General features: G+C 71.5%; 14 protein-coding genes and 1 pseudogene. 1 reads left to right on the top strand and 14 read right to left on the bottom strand.

Going from position 1 to position 16499, the window contains the following annotated elements; translation table 11 throughout:
• Nucleotides 1-286 precede the first annotated feature (286 nt).
• Nucleotides 287-1099, top strand: coding sequence for a tyrosine-protein phosphatase (locus FDM97_RS21960; RefSeq protein ID WP_137992212.1), 813 nt, complete (start codon nucleotides 287-289; stop codon nucleotides 1097-1099).
• A 77-nt stretch (nucleotides 1100-1176) separates the two neighbouring features.
• Here FDM97_RS21960 and FDM97_RS35955 read toward each other — a convergent pair whose 3' ends face one another.
• The 14 genes and pseudogenes from FDM97_RS35955 to FDM97_RS22025 all read right to left on the bottom strand — a co-directional run bounded on the left by FDM97_RS35955 (nucleotide 1177) and on the right by FDM97_RS22025 (nucleotide 16466).
• Entirely contained in the window at nucleotides 1177-1332 is a 156-nt protein-coding gene (locus FDM97_RS35955; protein ID WP_175439203.1) for a DUF6126 family protein, read from the bottom strand.
• 20 nt (nucleotides 1333-1352) lie between these two features.
• The gene (locus tag FDM97_RS21965) at nucleotides 1353-1982 is read right to left on the bottom strand and encodes a helix-turn-helix domain-containing protein (RefSeq protein ID WP_137992213.1); all 630 of its coding nucleotides are present in this window, start codon (nucleotides 1980-1982) and stop codon (nucleotides 1353-1355) included.
• A 75-nt stretch (nucleotides 1983-2057) separates the two neighbouring features.
• Nucleotides 2058-3443: an aspartate aminotransferase family protein gene (locus tag FDM97_RS21970; protein ID WP_137992214.1), complete on the bottom strand. Its 1386-nt coding sequence runs from the start codon at nucleotides 3441-3443 to the stop codon at nucleotides 2058-2060.
• Nucleotides 3440-5317 (bottom strand): 1-deoxy-D-xylulose-5-phosphate synthase, encoded by a 1878-nt coding sequence (dxs, locus tag FDM97_RS21975; protein WP_137992215.1) that lies wholly within the window; start codon nucleotides 5315-5317, stop codon nucleotides 3440-3442. The genes FDM97_RS21970 and dxs overlap by 4 nt, the downstream gene beginning before the upstream one ends.
• A 71-nt stretch (nucleotides 5318-5388) precedes the next feature.
• Nucleotides 5389-6411 carry an adenosyl-hopene transferase HpnH gene (gene hpnH / locus FDM97_RS21980; RefSeq protein ID WP_137992216.1) on the bottom strand — a complete coding sequence of 341 codons (1023 nt, stop codon included), beginning with the start codon at nucleotides 6409-6411 and terminating at the stop codon, nucleotides 5389-5391.
• A gap of 7 nt (nucleotides 6412-6418) precedes the next feature.
• Entirely contained in the window at nucleotides 6419-7081 is a 663-nt protein-coding gene (locus FDM97_RS21985; protein ID WP_137992217.1) for a phosphorylase family protein, read from the bottom strand.
• Nucleotides 7081-9066 carry a squalene--hopene cyclase gene (shc, locus tag FDM97_RS21990; RefSeq protein ID WP_137992218.1) on the bottom strand — a complete coding sequence of 662 codons (1986 nt, stop codon included), beginning with the start codon at nucleotides 9064-9066 and terminating at the stop codon, nucleotides 7081-7083. The genes FDM97_RS21985 and shc overlap by 1 nt, the downstream gene beginning before the upstream one ends.
• Before the next feature lie 107 nt (nucleotides 9067-9173).
• Entirely contained in the window at nucleotides 9174-10274 is a 1101-nt protein-coding gene (locus tag FDM97_RS21995; RefSeq protein WP_137992219.1) for a polyprenyl synthetase family protein, read from the bottom strand.
• Nucleotides 10271-11773, bottom strand: a pseudogene (gene hpnE / locus FDM97_RS22000) (hydroxysqualene dehydroxylase HpnE); the annotation flags it as partial. The gene FDM97_RS21995 and the pseudogene hpnE, both read right to left, overlap by 4 nt.
• Nucleotides 11739-12689, bottom strand: a complete 951-nt coding sequence (gene hpnD, locus FDM97_RS22005) for a presqualene diphosphate synthase HpnD (RefSeq protein ID WP_175439204.1) — start codon at nucleotides 12687-12689, stop codon at nucleotides 11739-11741. The gene hpnD and the pseudogene hpnE, both read right to left, overlap by 35 nt.
• Nucleotides 12686-13597, bottom strand: a complete 912-nt coding sequence (gene hpnC / locus FDM97_RS22010) for a squalene synthase HpnC (protein WP_137992221.1) — start codon at nucleotides 13595-13597, stop codon at nucleotides 12686-12688. The genes hpnD and hpnC overlap by 4 nt, the downstream gene beginning before the upstream one ends.
• 299 nt (nucleotides 13598-13896) lie before the next feature.
• Nucleotides 13897-14580 (bottom strand): TetR/AcrR family transcriptional regulator, encoded by a 684-nt coding sequence (locus tag FDM97_RS22015; protein WP_137992222.1) that lies wholly within the window; start codon nucleotides 14578-14580, stop codon nucleotides 13897-13899.
• Between the two features lie 178 nt (nucleotides 14581-14758).
• Complete coding sequence (locus FDM97_RS22020; RefSeq protein ID WP_137992223.1) at nucleotides 14759-15544, bottom strand: ABC transporter ATP-binding protein; 786 nt, start codon at nucleotides 15542-15544, stop codon at nucleotides 14759-14761.
• Nucleotides 15537-16466, bottom strand: a complete 930-nt coding sequence (locus tag FDM97_RS22025) for an ABC transporter permease (RefSeq protein WP_137992224.1) — start codon at nucleotides 16464-16466, stop codon at nucleotides 15537-15539. The genes FDM97_RS22020 and FDM97_RS22025 overlap by 8 nt, the downstream gene beginning before the upstream one ends.
• Between the last annotated feature and the right edge of the window lie 33 nt (nucleotides 16467-16499).

A 16499-nucleotide genomic window follows, 5' to 3' on the forward strand; every position in this document is an offset into this window, starting at 1 on the left:
CCGGGACGTGATATTCGCACCGAATTCCGGTCACCCTCCGTGGATGACGGGACCTCGATCTCCTTTTCTCGTACGGGGATTACCCGAGACGATCAGGCACGGTCCGTCACCTTTATGACCCTGCTCACGCACCGAGGGCCATCTCCCCTGCAACCAGGGCGCGTTATATCGAAGAGCTCAATTCGGACAGAACACCCATTCTTGTACCCGGGGTGGGCGGGAAGAGGCGCACCCGGGATGATTGCCCCGGGAACCGATCTCGATCCGTCAACCTTCAGGAGCACTCGTGACGCAGCAGCTGCCGCAGGTCCCGTCGACCGAACCCGAGCTCACCGGAGTGCGCAACTTCCGGGACGTGGGCGGCCTGCCGACCGTGGACGGCGGGTCGGTGCGGTTCGGGCGCCTCTTCCGCAGCGGTCACCTCGCGCACGCCACCGAGGAGGACGCGGCGTTCCTCTCCACCCTCGGGTTGCACACCGTCTTCGACTTCCGCAACGCGGCGGACCGGAAGGTGGAGGGTCCTGATGTCGAGCTTCCCGGCGTACGGAACGTGAACATCCCGCTCAACGACCCGGCCGACGGCAAGGAGTTCTGGAAGCTCGTCAGCACGGGCGCCCTGGAGCAGCTGCGCGAGATCCTCGGCGACGGCAAGGCGGCTGCCCGAATGTCCGATTCATACCGGAAGATGATGGTCGAGCGGACAGCGGAGCACAGCCGCATCCTGCACGCGATGGCCGAGGACAGCATGCCCGCGCTGATGCACTGCGCGGCCGGCAAGGACCGGGCGGGCCTCTCCATCGCCATTTCGCTGCTCGCGGTGGGCGTCGAGCGCGAGGCGATCGAGGCCGACTATCTGAAGTCGAACGATCCGCACCGTCGCTACAAGGTGCGCCGCAGCTCCACCGCCGCGGACGCCATGTCGCCCGAGGTGATGGAGCTGCTGGGCCCGCTCTTCGACGCGCGCGCGGAGTATCTGCGGGCGGCGTTCGAGACGCTGGAGCAGACCTGGGGGACGACCGAGCGCTACTTCTCGGACGGCCTGAAGCTCGCCCCCGAGACGCGGGAGCGGCTGCGCGAGCGCCTCGTCACCGAGGCCTAGTCCCGCCCCCTGCCCCGCCTCTCCCTGCCCCGCCTCTCCCTGTCTCGCCTCTCCCTGTCTCGCCTCCCCCTGTCCCGCTACTGGTTCTGCCCGCCCAGCATGAACAGCAGATAGAGGAAGCCCGCGAAGAGGTGGCCGGCCACCAGATAGGCGAAGAGCCGGATCACGAGCCCGCGGGGGAACGTGCCGCCCCCGCGTTCCTCGCCAGTGACCGGTACGGATTTGTCGGACATGTCGGCCCCTTTCGAAGGGCTCAGCGCAGATGCGGGGTCCCGTCGCCGAGGCACAGCTCGGCGGCGGGGCTCTGCATCAGCGTGTGGACGAAGAGCAGCTCGGCCCCGCCGCGGGTGGCGGCGCCGATGCGGTGCGGGGTGAGCGAGTCGAAGTGCGCGCTGTCCCCCGGATCCAGTACGTGCACGGCGTCGCCGAGCGCGAGGCGCACCTGGCCTTCGAGGACATGGAGCCACTCCTCGCCGGGATGGACGCGCACGATGTCGGCCCGGGTGGCGTACGGCACGTGGACGCGCAGCGCCTGCAGGGCACGGCCGGGTCCGCCCGCCTGGTGGTAGATCCAGCCGTCGGCCTCCACGGGCTCCGACCGGCCGGCCCGGACGATCGGATCACGTTCGGGCGGAACCTCGCCCAGTAGCTCCGAGACGGTCGTACCGTAGATACGGGCGAGGGCGAGCAGCATGGGCAGCGAGGGCTGCCGGCGGCCCGTCTCGAGCCGGGAGAGATGGGCCGGGGAGAGACCGGCGCGCTGGGCGGCGGCCTCCAGCGTCAGCCCGCGGCGGCGGCGCAGACCGCGCAGCTGCGGAGCGACGTCGGGCAGAGCGTCCGGTGCGGCGGGATCCGGGGACTGCTCCCCGGGGAGGTGGTCCATGCCTCCATTCCGCCAGGATCTTTCCTCTGGGGCAAGTTTCTTGCCCCAGAGGCAAAATTCCCACCGCGCCAGGGGTCAGCGCTGCGCCACCGCCTGCTTGACCAGCGTCTTTCCGAAGTCCCACATCAGTCCGCCACCGCCGTGAGCGTCGTCCATCACGGCCGTGAACGCGGTCACGAAGCGGTCCACGTCCGTCTCGTCGATGATCAGCGGCGGGATCAGCTTGATCACCTCCAGATGGTCCCCCGACACCTGCGTCAGGATCCGGTGCCGCTGGAGCAGCGGCACCACGACCATCTGCGCGAAGAGCCCCTTGCGGGCGGCCTGCAGCATCGTCCACCGGCTGCGCAGCCCCAGCGAGGACGGGCGCCCGAACTCGATCCCGATCATCAGCCCTCGTCCGCGGATCTCCTTGAGCAGCTCGTAGCGCGGGACGAGCTCCTTCAGGCGCGAGGAGAGCAGCTCGCCCACCCGCCGCACGTGCGCCACCGTCCCCTCGGTCTCCATGACCGAGAGCACGGCGAGCCCGGCGGCCATGGCCTGTGCGTTCGAGCCGAAGCTCGCCGAGTGGACGAGGACCCGGTCCATGGACGAGTAGACCTTCTTGAAGATCCAGTCCTTGCCGAGCGTGGCGCCGACGGGCACGTACCCGCCGGAGAGGGCCTTGGCGACGCAGACCAGGTCCGGCTCGACACCGTCCTCGTGCTGGTACGCGTAGAAGTCGCCGGTCCTGCCGAGCCCCGTCTGCACCTCGTCGGCGATCAGCAGGGCGCCGCGCCGGTGCAGCACCTCCTGGGCGGCGCGCAGGAAGCCGGGCGGGGCCTCGTGCACCCCCTTGCCCTGGATGGGCTCGACGACGAACGCGGCCACGTCGCCCTTGCTCAGCTCCCGCTCCAGGGCGTCGAGGTCGCCCAGCTCGATCGCGGTGTCGGGCAGCAGCGGGGCGAAGCCGTCCCGGAAGCCCTTCTCTCCGTTGACCGACAGAGAACCGGTGGTCAGGCCGTGGAAGGCGTGGGAGCAGTAGAGGATCCTCGGCTTCCCGGTGGCGTACCGGGCGAACTTCAGCGCGGTCTCCACCGCCTCCGTACCGCTGTTGCCGAAGAAGACCCGGTCGAGGTGCGGGCTGTGGGCGAGCAGCTTCTCGGCGAGCAGCCCGGGCAGCGGCGGGCAGTCGAAGCGGGTGAGGTCGGCGAGTGAGGCGTCCAGGACGTCGTGGAGGGCCTTGCGGACCACGGGGTGGTGCCGGCCGAGCCCCATGACGCCGAAGCCGGCCAGCATGTCGAGGTAGTCGCCGCCGTCGGAGTCCCAGAAGTGGGCGCCCTCGGCCCGCTCGTAGACCTTGTCGAAGCCGATGGTGTGCAGCATGCGCGGGAGCTGGTGGTTGAGGTACCGGGTGTGCAGCTCGTAGCGGTCGGCGCCGCGTTCGGCGAGCAGCGCCGCGAGGTCGAACTCCTTGCTCATTGCCCCTTCTTCCGGGTCAGTGCCGCGCTGATGTGCCCGGCGATCTCCACCGGGGTGAGACCGAGATCGGCGAGCACCTCGCCGCGCTTGGCGTGTGCGAGGAACTGCTCGGGGATGCCGAAGGTGCGCAGCGGTACGTCGGCGCCGGCATCGCGCAGCGCCTGCCCGACGGTCGCGCCGACACCGCCCGTTCGGCTGTTGTCCTCGACGACGGCCACGAGCCGGTGCCGCTCGGCGAGCGGGGCGAGGGCCTCGTCGACGGGCTTGACCCAGCGGGGGTCGACGACGGTGCAGCGGATGCCGCGGCCGGAGAGCAGGTCGGCGGTCTGGAGGCAGACCTCGGCCATCACGCCGACGGCGACGATCAGCACCTGCGCGTCCGGCTCCTGGAGCAGCACGTCCATGCCGCCGATCCGGCCGACGGCCGGCACCGGCGCCCCGACCGTCTCCTTGGGGAAGCGCAGCAGCGTCGGGGCGTCGTCGACGTCGACGGCCTCGCGCAGTTGGGCCCGCAGCTGCGCGGCGTCGCGCGGGGCCGCGATGCGCAGACCGGGCACGACCTGCAGGAGCGAGAGGTCCCACATGCCGTTGTGCGAGGCGCCGTCGGTGCCCGTGACACCGGCCCGGTCCAGGACGAACGTGACCCCGCACCGGTGCAGGGCCACGTCCATCAGCAGCTGGTCGAAGGCGCGGTTGAGGAAGGTCGCGTACACGGCGACGACCGGGTGGAGTCCGCCGGTCGCGAGGCCCGCGGCCGAGACGACGGCGTGCTGCTCGGCGATGCCGACGTCCCAGACCCGGTCGGGGAAGCGCTCGGCGAACCTCGTCAGGCCGACGGGGTGCAGCATCGCGGCGGTGATCGCGACGACGTCCGGCCGCTCGGCCCCGATCTCGGCGATCGCGTCGCCGAAGACGGAGGTCCAGGACGGGCCGGCTGCCGGGGCCAGCGGCTCGCAGGTGAGGGGGTCCATGGCGCCGACGGCGTGGAAACGGTCCGCCTCGTCCTCCAGGGCGGGCCGGTAGCCGCGGCCCTTCTCGGTGAGGCAGTGGACGATGACCGGCCCGCCGAAGCCCTTGGCGCGCGTCAGGGCGGACTCCAGGGCCTCGATGTCATGGCCGTCGATGGGACCGACGTACTTCAGCCCCAGGTCCTCGAACAGGCCCTGCGGGGCGAACGCGTCCTTGAACCCCTTCTTCGCGCCGTGCAGCGACTCGTAGAGCGGCCTGCCGACGACGGGGGTGCGCTCCAGGACGTCCTTGCCCCAGGCCAGGAAGCGCTCGTAGCCGTCGGTGGTACGCAGGGTGGCCAGGTGGTCGGCGAGGCCGCCGATCGTCGGGGCGTAGGAGCGCTCGTTGTCGTTGACGACGATGACGAGCGGGCGGTCCTTGGCGGCGGCGATGTTGTTCAGCGCCTCCCAGGCCATGCCACCGGTGAGGGCGCCGTCACCGATGACGGCGACCACGTGGTCGGGGCGGCCGGACACCTCGTTGGCCTTGGCGAGCCCGTCGGCCCAGCCGAGGACGGTGGAGGCGTGCGAGTTCTCGATGACGTCGTGCTCCGACTCCTCGCGGGAGGGGTAGCCGGACAGCCCGCCCTTGCTGCGCAGCTTGGAGAAGTCCTGGCGGCCGGTGAGGAGTTTGTGGACGTAGGCCTGGTGCCCGGTGTCCCAGAGGACACGGTCGGCGGGCGAGTCGAAGACCCGGTGCAGGGCGATCGTCAGCTCGACCACACCGAGGTTGGGGCCCAGATGGCCTCCGGTCCTCGCGACCGCGTGGATCAGGAACTGCCTGATCTCCTCGGCCAGTTCGTCGAGCTCCGCGCCGCTGAGCGGCCGGAGGTCGTGCGGCCCCCGGATGTTCTCCAGAATCGTCATGCTCGGCCCCCTTTCGTCGGCCGGCGGGAGGGCCCGCGCGCGGTGGCGCGGGCTCCCCCGTCCACGTCACCTCACCTGTTGTTTCCGGAGACGGTCTCGCGGACCGCCCTCAGGGACTCCTTCAGCGAGCCCATCGTGGCGAGGACGGCCGTGGGCTCGTAGCCGCAGTGCGCCATGCAGTTGGCGCAGCGCGGGTCCTTGCCGCGGCCGTACTTGTCCCAGTCGGTCTCCTCGATCAGCTCGCGGTACGTGGGGACGTAGCCGTCGCTCATCAGATAGCAGGGTCGCTGCCAGCCGAAGAGCGAGTAGTTCGGGATCGCCCACGCCGTGCAGGGGAAGTCGGCCTTGCCCTCCAGGAAGTCCAGGAAGAGCGGCGAGTGGTTGAGCCGCCACCGGCCGCGGTTGCCGCCCGCGAAGGCCTTCTTGAAGAGCTCACGGGTCTGCTCGACGCCGAGGAAGTGCTCCTGGTCGGGGGCCTTCTCGTAGGCGTACGCGGGCGAGATCATCATCTCGTCGACCTGGAGGTCGTCGTTGAGGTAGTTGAGCACCTCGATGATGGTCTGCGGGGTGTCGGTGTTGAAGAAGGTCGAGTTGGTGGTGACCCGGAAGCCGCGCCGCTTGGCCTCCTTGATCGCCGCCACCGCCTCGTCGAACACGCCTTCCTTGGCGACGGATTCGTCGTGCCGCTCGCGCAGCCCGTCGATGTGCACCGCGAAGGCGAAGTACCGGGAGGGGGTGAAGTTCTCCAGCTTCTTGCGCAGCAGCATCGCGTTGGTGCAGAGGAAGACGTACTTCCTTTTCGCCACCAACTGGCGCACGATCTCGTCGATCTGAGGATGCATCAAGGGCTCGCCGCCCGCGATGGAGACCATCGGCGCCCCGGACTCCAGGACCGCGCCGACGGCCTGGGCGACCGGCATGCGCTGCTTGAGCACACCCGCCGGGTGCTGGATCTTTCCGCAGCCCTCGCACTTGAGGTTGCAGGCGAACAGCGGCTCCAGTTCCACGATCAGCGGGAACTTGTCCCGCTTGCGAAGCTTCTGTTCGAAGAGATAGGTCCCGACCCGGATGGACTGACGGAGCGGCATGGCCATAACTCGCTCACCTCCTGGGGAGCAGCAAAGAACGGTGCCATTCGAAGAATGCGGGAAGGACGGCACGAAGAACACGGAAAGCCGATATTCCACCGCGTACCGTGCCGATCCGGACCAGTTCATGTTCTGGAGCGTCCACGACCACCCGTACGGCCGCAACCGGGCGCGGTCCGGCCTCCAGCGCGGTACGGAGCGTGGCGGCGGACTCCATGTCCACGGCGATGGCCCCCGTGGCCCGCAGCTCGGCCCGCTCGTGTCCGCGCACGACATGGTCGGAGCCGGTCAGGGGGCCGGTGTGGACCGTCCGCCCGGGCAGGGCCCGCGACAGGGCCCGCACCAGCAGCTCGGTCCCGGTGCAGGGGGTGATCCCGTCGGCGCCCTCGGGACCGCGGGTCTCGTCGGCCACGATCAGGTCCCCCGGGTGCATCCCGGGGGCGAGTCCGGCGCAGAAGCCCGAGGCGATGACGACGGCGTCCCGCCAGGGCTCCTGGCCGAGCGTCCGGGCGACGGCCCGGCGGGCATGGGCCGGTCCCATGCCCGTACGCACCACGGTGAACGGTCCGGGCGCGCCGGCGCGCTCGCCGCTGCGCAGGGCGAGCTGCTCGATGCCGAGCGCGCAGGCGATCAGCAGCGGCGCCACGGAGCCCGAGGACCCCGGCTCTTCGCCCATCACCCCTCCCTGGAGACGGCCGGCTCGCCGTTCACATAGCGGCCGAGCGCCGTGAGCGGGAACACCTGCCGGTAGAGGTGGTAGTTGATGGAGAAGTCCCAGGGGAAGCCGGTTCCGGTGAAGTACGGCTCGTCCCAGGATCCGTCCGGACGCTGTGTCTCGGCGAGCCAGGCGACGCCCCGCTCCACCGCCTTGGAGTCGCGCCCGCCGGCCGCGAGCAGCGCGAGCAGCGCCCAGGCGGTCTGCGAGGCGGTCGAGGCGCCGTGCCCGATCCAGGGCTGCTCCTTGTACGAGCGCAGGTCCTCGCCCCAGCCGCCGTCCTCGTTCTGCACGGACTCCAGCCAGGCGACGGCCCGGCGGATCGCGGGGTGGGTGCGGGGCAGTCCGGCGGCGGTCAGGGCCGGGACCACCGAGCCCGTCCCGTACACGTAGTTGACCCCCCAGCGCCCGAACCAGGCGCCGTTCGGCTCCTGTTCGGCGAGCAGCCACTCGATTCCCCTGCGGGTACGGGGGTGGTGGGCCTTGCCCTCGTGGGCGAGCATCTCCACGACGTGGGCGGTGACGTCGGCCGAGGGCGGGTCGATGACCTCGCCGAAGTCGCAGAACGGCAGCCGGTTGGGGAAGGGGCTGGTGTTGTCGGCGTCGAAGGCTCCCCAGGCCCCGTTCCTCGACTGCATGCCGAGGGTCCAGCGGCCGCCGCGGGCGATGGCCGCCTCGACCCGGGCGGGGTCGGGGTGCTCGACCCGGCGCAGCGCGAGGATGACCTCCGCGGTGTCGTCGATGTCGGGGTAGTTGTCGTTGTGGAACTCGAACGCCCAGCCGCCCGGCGGAAGGTGGGGCCGCCGTACGGCCCAGTCGCCGGGCCTGACGATCTCCTCGCCCAGCATCCAGTCGGCGGCCCTGACGAGCGCCGGGTGGTCGGCGGGCAGGCCCGCGTCGGCGAGGGCGATGGTGGCGAGGCAGGTGTCCCAGACCGGCGACTGGCAGGCCTCGATCATGCGCGAACCGTCCTCGCGCCAGACGGCGAAGCGGTCGAGGGACTCCAGCCCGGCCCGCATGACCGGGTGCTGGAGGTCGTAGCCGAGCAGGTGCAGGGCGATCACCGAGTAGACGGCGGGGGGCTGGATGCCGCCCCAGCAGCCGTCGTTCTCCTGGCGCTCCACGATCCAGCGGGCGGCGACGTTCATGGCGGCCTTGCGCAGCCGGCGCGGTGCGACCTTGTGGTAGAGGTGCAGCGCCTTGTCGAGCCGCTGGAAGGCGCCGTCCCAGCCGGTGACGGGTGCGAGGGGCTTCACCGGGTTCGGCCGGGAGGGATCGGTGTGCAGCTCGTCCAGCGCGAAGGGCGCGGGCCGCACCGGCCGCTTCGCGGAGACCACGGTGAGCGGCACGATGGTCTGCCGGGCCCAGCAGCCGAAGTCGTAGATGTTGAGCGGGAACCACTTCGGCAGGAAGATCAGCTCGGGCGGCAGCTCGGGCAGGTCGTCCCACTTCCACCAGCCGAAGAGGGCGAGCCAGATCCGGGTGAAGACGCGGGCCGCGGCGATCCCGCCCCGGTCACGGATCCAGGTGGCGGCGCGGGCCATGTGCGGGTCCTCGGGGAGGTCCCCTGCGAGGCGCAGCGCCACGTACGCCTCGACGGTGGTGGAGAGTTCGCCGGGTCCGCCGTGGAACGTGGCCCAGGTGCCGTCCTCGCGCTGTTCGCCCCGGATGTGGAGGGCGGCGGCGCGGGTGGTCTCCGGGTCCTGGATGCCGAGGAACTGACGCAGCAGCAGGTCTTCGGCGTCCATGGTGACGTTGGTCTCCAGGTCGCCCTTCCACCAGCCTTCGGTGTCCTGGCGGCCGAGGAGGTGTTCGACGGAGCGTTGCGCGGCCCGCGCGGCGGCCTCTTCCAGGCCGCCCGCCGCGGGCGCGGTGTCGGTGGTGGTGCTGGCCGCGGTCGCCCGGGGGCCCACGGCCCCGGCGCTTCCGTCGGTCGTCGCTGTCATGGCTTCCCCTTCGTGCAGTCGGTTACTTCTGCTTCTTCGGGTCTGCCGTCGGCCGGTGCCCGGTGGCACCGGCCGGCGACTGCGCACTCATATCAGAGCGATGGTGATCATCTCTTCCGTACGACGACGAAGTCGGCGAGCGCGGTGAGCTGGTCGCGGACGCGCTCGGGCATGTCCACCTCGTGCAGGGCGCGGATGGCGATGGTGTGCTGGCGACGGGCCTCCTGGGAGGTCCACTCGCGGCCGCCGGCCTCCTCGATCAGGGCCGCGCGGGTGGCGAACTCCTCCTCGGAGAAGGAGTCGAAGTCGGTGCTCTTGGCGTCGGCGGCGAGCAGTTCGCCGAGCCGCTCGGAGGCCGGTCCGCCGGCCGCGAGGGCGGCGACGACGGGCAGGGACTTCTTGCGCTGGCGCAGGTCGCTCCAGGTCTGCTTGCCGGTGGACTCGGGGTCGCCCCAGATGCCGAGCAGGTCGTCGACGGCCTGGAAGGCGAGGCCGAGGTGGTAGCCGTACTCCTCCAGCTTGTCGGCCGTGCGGTCGTCCGCGCCGCCGAGGACGGCGCCGATGGAGACGGCGCAGGCGAGCAGCGCGCCCGTCTTGTTGCCCTCCATCTCCAGGCACTCCTCGACGGTGACCCGCTCGCGGTGCTCGTAGGAGATGTCCTGGGCCTGCCCGTCGATGAGCTTGCGGGTGGCGGTGGTCAGCCGGCGGGTGGCGCGGCCGGCCTCGACGGTGCCGAGTTCGAGCAGCAGCTCGTTGGCGAGGGCGAAGAGCGCGTCGCCGACGAGGATGGCCTGGGCGGGGCCGTGCACCTTCCAGACGGTGTCGCGGTGGCGGCGCTGCTCGTCGCCGTCCATCAGGTCGTCGTGCAGCAGCGAGAAGTTGTGGACCAGCTCCACGGCGACGGCGCCGGGGATGCCGACCTCGGGGGCGACGCCCGCGGCCTCGGCGGAGAGCAGGGCGAGCGCCGGCCGTACCGCCTTGCCGCTGTCGCCCTCGGTGGGATTGCCGTGGGCGTCGATCCAGCCGAAGTGGTAGGCGGCCACGGTGTCCATGGGCGGGGCGAGCCGGTCGACGGCCGCCCGCAGGACGGGGGTGGACAGGGTCCGCCCGCGCTCCAGCAGAGCGGTGACGTCGGCGGTGTCGACGGCCGGGTTCACCGGGGGCACAGTCGGCACGGTCTCTCCTCTTGTTCCAGTACTCACACTCATGCCGCCTCCTGCAGCGGATGTTCATGGCGGCGGCCGCGGGCGGAGAGCGCGGCGCCCGCGGCGCTGAAACCACTGCGTACGGCACCCTCCATGGTCGCGGGCCAGCCGGTGGCGGTCCACGCGCCGGCCAGGTACAGGCCGGGGGCGTGGGTACGGGCGCCGGGGCGGAGCCGGCCGACGCCCGGGGTGGGGGCGAACGTCGCTGTCCGCTCCCGGGTGACGAAGAAGTCCCGGATCCCGGCGCCCCGGGCGGCGGGCAGCAGCCGCTCGAGCTCCGGGAGGTAGCGCTCGCGCAGGGCGGCGACGGGCGTGTCGATCTCGTCCTGGGCGGCGGACTGGGAGACGGCAAGGTACTGCCCGCCGCCCTGGAGACCGGAGGACTCGGTGCGGTCGAAGACCCACTGCACCGGGGAGCCGAGCGCGGTGAAGAAGGGCTGCCTGAGCACCTTGCGGTCGTAGACGACGTGCAGGTTGAGGATGGGCGCGGTGCCGATGTCGAGGAGTCGGTCGGGGTCGTCGAGGGCTCCGTCGGGGAGCAGTTCGCGGGTCTCGCGCTGCGGTACGGCGAGGACGACGGCGTCCGCCTCGATGGTCTCCCCCGGTACCTCGACGGTCCACCGGCCGTCGGCGGTACGGGAGATCCGCTCGGCCTTGGTCCGCAGCTCGGTCCGCACGCCGAGCGAGTCGAGGACCTTGCGGGCGCGGGTGTCGTGGAGCTCGCCGAGGGGGACGTGCGCCCAGCCGATGTCGGCGGCGCCGGGTTCGGAGAGCAGTCCGGTCTTGAAGACCATCGCGGCCAGGCCCATGGAGGCGTGCGGCGCGGTGGCGTTCAGGGTGGCGACGCCGACGAGGTCCCACAGGGCCTCGATGGCGCGCGGGGACTGGCCGTGGCGGCCGAGCCAGGTGGCGAAGTCGATGCCGTCGAGAGCGGGGTCGGCGGGGTCAAGCCGCTTCAGCGCGAGCGCGGCCCGCCCGACGCTCGCCCGCTCGGCGAGTGACAGGTGCGGATAGGTGGCCAGGCTCTGGGCGAGGTGCAGCGGTACGGGCAGGTTGGCGCGGCGCAGCCGTCCGAGGCGGGGGCCGCGGGGGTGGGCGACGTCGAGGACGGGGACGTCCAGCCGGTCCTGCAGGGGGGCCAGGCGGGCGCCGTCGACGCGGTCGAGGAACCAGCTGTAGGCGGTGCAGCAGCGCAGGTAGACGTGCTGTCCGTTGTCGACGGTGAGCTCGCCGCGCCGGAACGAGAACGCGAGCCCACCGAGGCGCGGCCGCCCTTCGAGGAGCGTCACCCGCACCCCGGCGTCGGCGAGCTGCAGCGCGGCGGTGATCCCGGCGAGCCCGCCGCCGATCACGACGGCGTGCGCGGGGGTTCCGTGGTTCGTCACGCCCTCTCCCCTCGGGTCGTCGCAGTCAGGGACGCCGCGGCGCGGCGTGGGGTTGCCCGGTGCCGGGCTGCGTACGGGCCCATCAGGCGCGCCTCCTGACGGAGCGCCGGGAGATGTGCCGGGTGTCGAGGCCGGAGAGACCGCGCACGGCGACGTATGCCTTCTCCCGGCCGGGCAGTGAGACGCGGCCGCGCAGCACCGCCTCCGGGTCGCGCTCGATGCGGTCGAGGAGGCGCCGGTAGATCCCGGCCATCGCCGCGACGCAGGCGCCGCTGCGCCGGTCGAGCATGGGGAGGAGCCGGTAGCCCTCGGCGAACAGGGCGCGGGCGCGGCGGACCTCGAAGTGCACGAGGCCCGTGAAGTCGGCGCCGGCGGGCGGGGTCTCGCTTCCGAAACCGTCGCCGCAGCCGAACTTGGCCAGGTCGTCAGCGGGCAGATACGTGCGCCCGTTCCCGGCGTCCTCGCGTACGTCCCGGAGGATGTTGGTGAGCTGCAGGGCGAGACCCAGCGTATCGGCGTACTCGGGGGCGCGCTCGACGCCCTGCGCGCCCGGCTGGGTGCCGAACACTCCGAGGGACAGCCGCCCGATGGCTCCGGCCACGCACCGGCAGTAGACCTTGAGGTCGTCCCAGGTCTCGTACGTCTCGCCGCGCACGTCCATCAGGACGCCGTCGATGAGCTCGTCGAGGCCGCCGAGCGGGATCGGGAAGCGGCGCGAGGCGTCGGCGAGGGCCACGGCGACGGGGTCGGTGTCGTCCTCGTCGACCGCGCCCTGACGGATCCGCTCCAGGAGCGCGCGGGTGGATTCGAGCCTGTCGCGCTTCGCCTCGGGCGCGAGGGTGCCGTCGCCGATGTCGTCGACCCGCCGCGAGAACGCGTACAGCGCCGACATCGCCTGCCGCTTCTCCGTCGGCAGGAGTCGGATCCCGTAGGCGAAGTTGCGGGCCTGCTGTCCGGTGACGGCCTCGCAGTAGCTGTACGCGGCCTGCACCGGCGCGGACGTCTCCGTCTGTCCCTCCACGGTCCGGCTCACCCCTCTCTCCGCGCTCTGAGCAGGACCGCTCCCGCGTGGCGCATCAGACTCGGTTTGGTGGGCTTGGGTGGCTTCGGCAGTACGTCGAACCCGGCGGCGGCGATCGCGTCGAGCGCCGCGTGTCCGCCGGCCGTGAAGCCGGCGAGGAGCAGGCGCAGCCTGCCGTGGACGCTTCCCACCAGCGGCGTGCCGTCGTTCAGCAGCGCGCGGGCGCGTCCGGCCTCGAAGGCGATCAGTGCGCGCACCGACGCGCTCGCGGTGGGCCGGGCGAGGTCGTCCTCGGTGACGTGGAAGCGCTTCATGTCCTCGGCGGGCAGGTAGATCCGGTCCCTGCCGAGGTCCTCGGCGACGTCCTGGAGGTGCTCGACGATCTGCAGGGCGGTGCAGATGGCGTCGGAGCGGCGGACGCGCTCGGGGGTGGCGGTTCCGGTGAGGGCGAGGACGAGCCTGCCGACGGGGTTCGCGGAGAGTTCGCAGTACGCGACGAGGTCGTCGTAGGTCTCGTAGCGGCGCACCAGCTGGTCCTGGCGGTTGGCCGCGACGAGGCCGAGGAAGGGCTCGGGGGTGAGGGCGCGGCGCCGCACGGTGGGCTGGAGGGCGCGCAGCAGGGGATGGCGCGGGGTGTCGTCGAAGACCCGCAGGAGGTCGGCCTCGAAGGCGTCCAGCATCGCGAGCCGGTCCTCGGCCCGCTCCGGGGCGACGCCGAGGTGGCGGGCGTCGGCCCCGCCGGGGGCGAGGTCGCCGTCGCCGATGTCGTCGACGAGGCGGGCGAAGCCGTAGACGGCCATGAGGTCGTCGCGCCAGGCGCGCGGCAGGAAGAAGGGGGCCACGGGGAAGTTCTCGTCCGCGGCCTTGTCGAGCGTGGTGCGCGAGGAGGCGTCGGGGCGCACCTGCCGGGTTCCCGTCACTGGGGGCTGCCCGACGCGGGGACGGCGACACCCTCGTGGAGCTGGAGATTTCGCGTCATGGCCGTCACATCTCCTGTTCTACACTGCCGATCCAATCCATCCTATTTCGGACACGCCACCGGTCCTCCCCAGAGGGCTCACCGCCTGACGGCCGGGATGCCTAGGGGGTAACGCCCCACTTGCCACGAATCAGCACCGGTACAGCTTACGTTGTACAACGGCCGGTGCCGCGTCGAGGGTCCGCGCCGCACGGCAAAAACATCAGCGGGCTCGCCAACCTTCCGGCGAGGGACGGGAGTTCACCTGTCCGTGATGTTCGTCCACGCCTTTCGGCCGGCGCGCGCGCCGGAGAGGACCATGGCGAGGGTGGACTCGACGACGTCCGCCCGGCGCCGTTCCGGGAGGCGCCGCAGCGGCCCGTCGAGCAGCAGCAGTGACAGTCCGTGCACCGCCGACCACGCGGCCGCCTCGTCGCCGGGACGGGCCTGGCGCGGGATGCGGGCGGTCCGGGTGAGAGCGTTCAGCGCGTCCGTGAGCAGGGCGAACGCGCGGATCTCGGGTTCCGGCTCGGGCGGCCGTCCGCTCGGCGTCCACTCCTCGCCCAGGGGCGGGCGGGGGGTGCAGAACGCCGCCCGGTAGAGGCCGGGCTGGTCCAGGGCGAAGCCGACGTAGCCGCGGCCGAGCGCGGCGAGGCGCAGCTCGGCGGCGACGGTCGGATCGTCGGCGCCGGGAGCGAGGGCGGCGGCGCGCTCCATGGACTCGGCGAGCGCCCGCTGGGCGTGGATCTTGACGGCCCGCAGCAGCTCGCCCCGGCCGTCGAAGTGCCGGTAGGCCGCGGTGGGCGAGACGCCGACCCGGCGGGCCGCCTCGCGCAGTACCACGCGTTCGGGACCACCCTCGGTGGCGAGGTCGACGGCGGCGCAGATCAGCGCGTTGCGCAGGTCGCCGTGGTGGTAGGACTTTCCCCCCGAGAACGCTGCCATGCGCTCATCCTGCCCGATGTTGACCGCATGAACATTCCAGGCGGGGGGCCGACGCGCCGCGGTTGACGACGGGGAGCGCGAAGGCCCCTGCCGAGCCGGCAGGGGCCTTCGCCAAGCGGTACGGAACGCGATGCGGGACCGCGGTGCGGGACCGCGGTACGGGACCGCGGTACGGGATCTACCGCGCGGTCTCGCGCTCGTACGCCCTCAGGACTTCCTCCGTGGGTCCGTCCATCAGGAGCTCGCCCTTCTCCAGCCACAGCACCCGGTCGCAGGTGTCCCTGATCGACTTGTTGCTGTGACTGACCAGGAAGACCGTGCCGGCCTCCTTGCGGAGCTCGCGGATGCGCTCCTCGGAGCGGATCTGGAACCTGCGGTCGCCGGTGGCCAGCGCCTCGTCGATCATGAGGACGTCGTGGTTCTTGGCGGCCGCGATGGCGAAGCGGAGCCGGGCGCCCATGCCGGAGGAGTACGTACGCATGGGCAGGCTGATGAAGTCGCCCTTCTCGTTGATGCCGGAGAAGTCGACGATCCCCTCGTAGCGCTCGCGGATCTCCTCCTTGCTCATCCCCATGGCGAGGCCGCCGAGGATCACGTTGCGCTCACCGGTGAGGTCGTTCATCAGCGCCGCGTTGACGCCGAGGAGCGAGGGCTGGCCGTCGGTGTAGACCTTGCCGCTCTCGGTGGGGAGGAGTCCGGCGATGGCGCGCAGCAGCGTCGACTTGCCGGAGCCGTTGCTGCCGATGAGGCCGATGGCCTCGCCGCGGTAGGCGGTGAAGGAGACACCGCGTACGGCGTGCACCTTGCGGACGCCCCGGGTGACCTCGGCCTTGCCGCGGCCGAGGATCCGGCTGAGCGCCGCCGTGGCGCTGCCCTTGCCGCCGCCCCCGGTGTTCACCCGGTAGACGATGTGGACCTCGTCGGCGATGACGGTGGGAACGCGTCCCTGGGTGGAGTCAGCCACGGCCGTACCTCTCCTCGGCCTTCCAGAAGTAGAAGAAGCCGCCGATGCCGAACAGGAAGGCCCAGCCCAGCGCGACCGCCCAGACGTGCGAGGGCAGGTTCTCGGAACCGTAGCCGTCGATCAGGGCGAAGCGGATCAGGTCCATGTAGACCGCGGCCGGGTTGTACATGAGCGTGTCGGCGATCCAGGCCGGCTTGTCCGCGAGCATCACCGGGATGGAGAACATCACGCCGGACGCGTACAACCACGTGCGCATGATGAACGGCATCAGCTGGGCGAGGTCGGGCGTCTTGGCGCCCATCCTCGCCATGATCATGGCCAGTCCGACGTTGAACACGAACTGCAGGAACAGCGCCGGGATCAGCAGGAGCCAGCTCAGCGAGGGGTAGCTGCCGAAGGCGATCGCGACGACGGCCAGCACGATCATGGAGAACAGCAGCTGCTGGAGCTGCTGGAGCGCGAAGGAGATCGGCAGCGAGGCACGCGGGAAGTGCAGGGCCCGGACGAGTCCGAGGTTGCCCGAGATCGCCCGCACACCCGCCATGACCGAGCTCTGGGTGAAGGTGAACACGAAGATCCCGGTCACCAGGAAGGGGATGTAGACGTCGGTGGTCATCCCCCGGCCGGCGTCCAGGATCAGCCCGAAGATCAGGAAGTAGACCAGCGCGTTCAGCAGGGGGGTCGCCACCTGCCAGACCTGGCCGAGCTTCGCCTGGCTGTACTGCGCCGTCAGCTTCGCCTGGGAGAAGGCCAGGATGAAGTGGCGCCGGCCCCACAGCTGGCGGACGTACTCGAAGAACCCGGGCCGGGCCCCGCTGACCGAAAGACCGTACTTCGCGGCCAGCTCGGCCGGGGTCAGGCCGTCGTCGACGGAAGGCGGGACGCTCGTCGCGACCGCACCGTCGTGGGTTGTGTCACTCACAAGTCGAAACTTTCGTATTCAAGATGCGCGGCA

The sequence above is a fragment of the Streptomyces vilmorinianum genome, assembly GCF_005517195.1.
GTDB lineage: Bacteria > Actinomycetota > Actinomycetes > Streptomycetales > Streptomycetaceae > Streptomyces > Streptomyces vilmorinianum.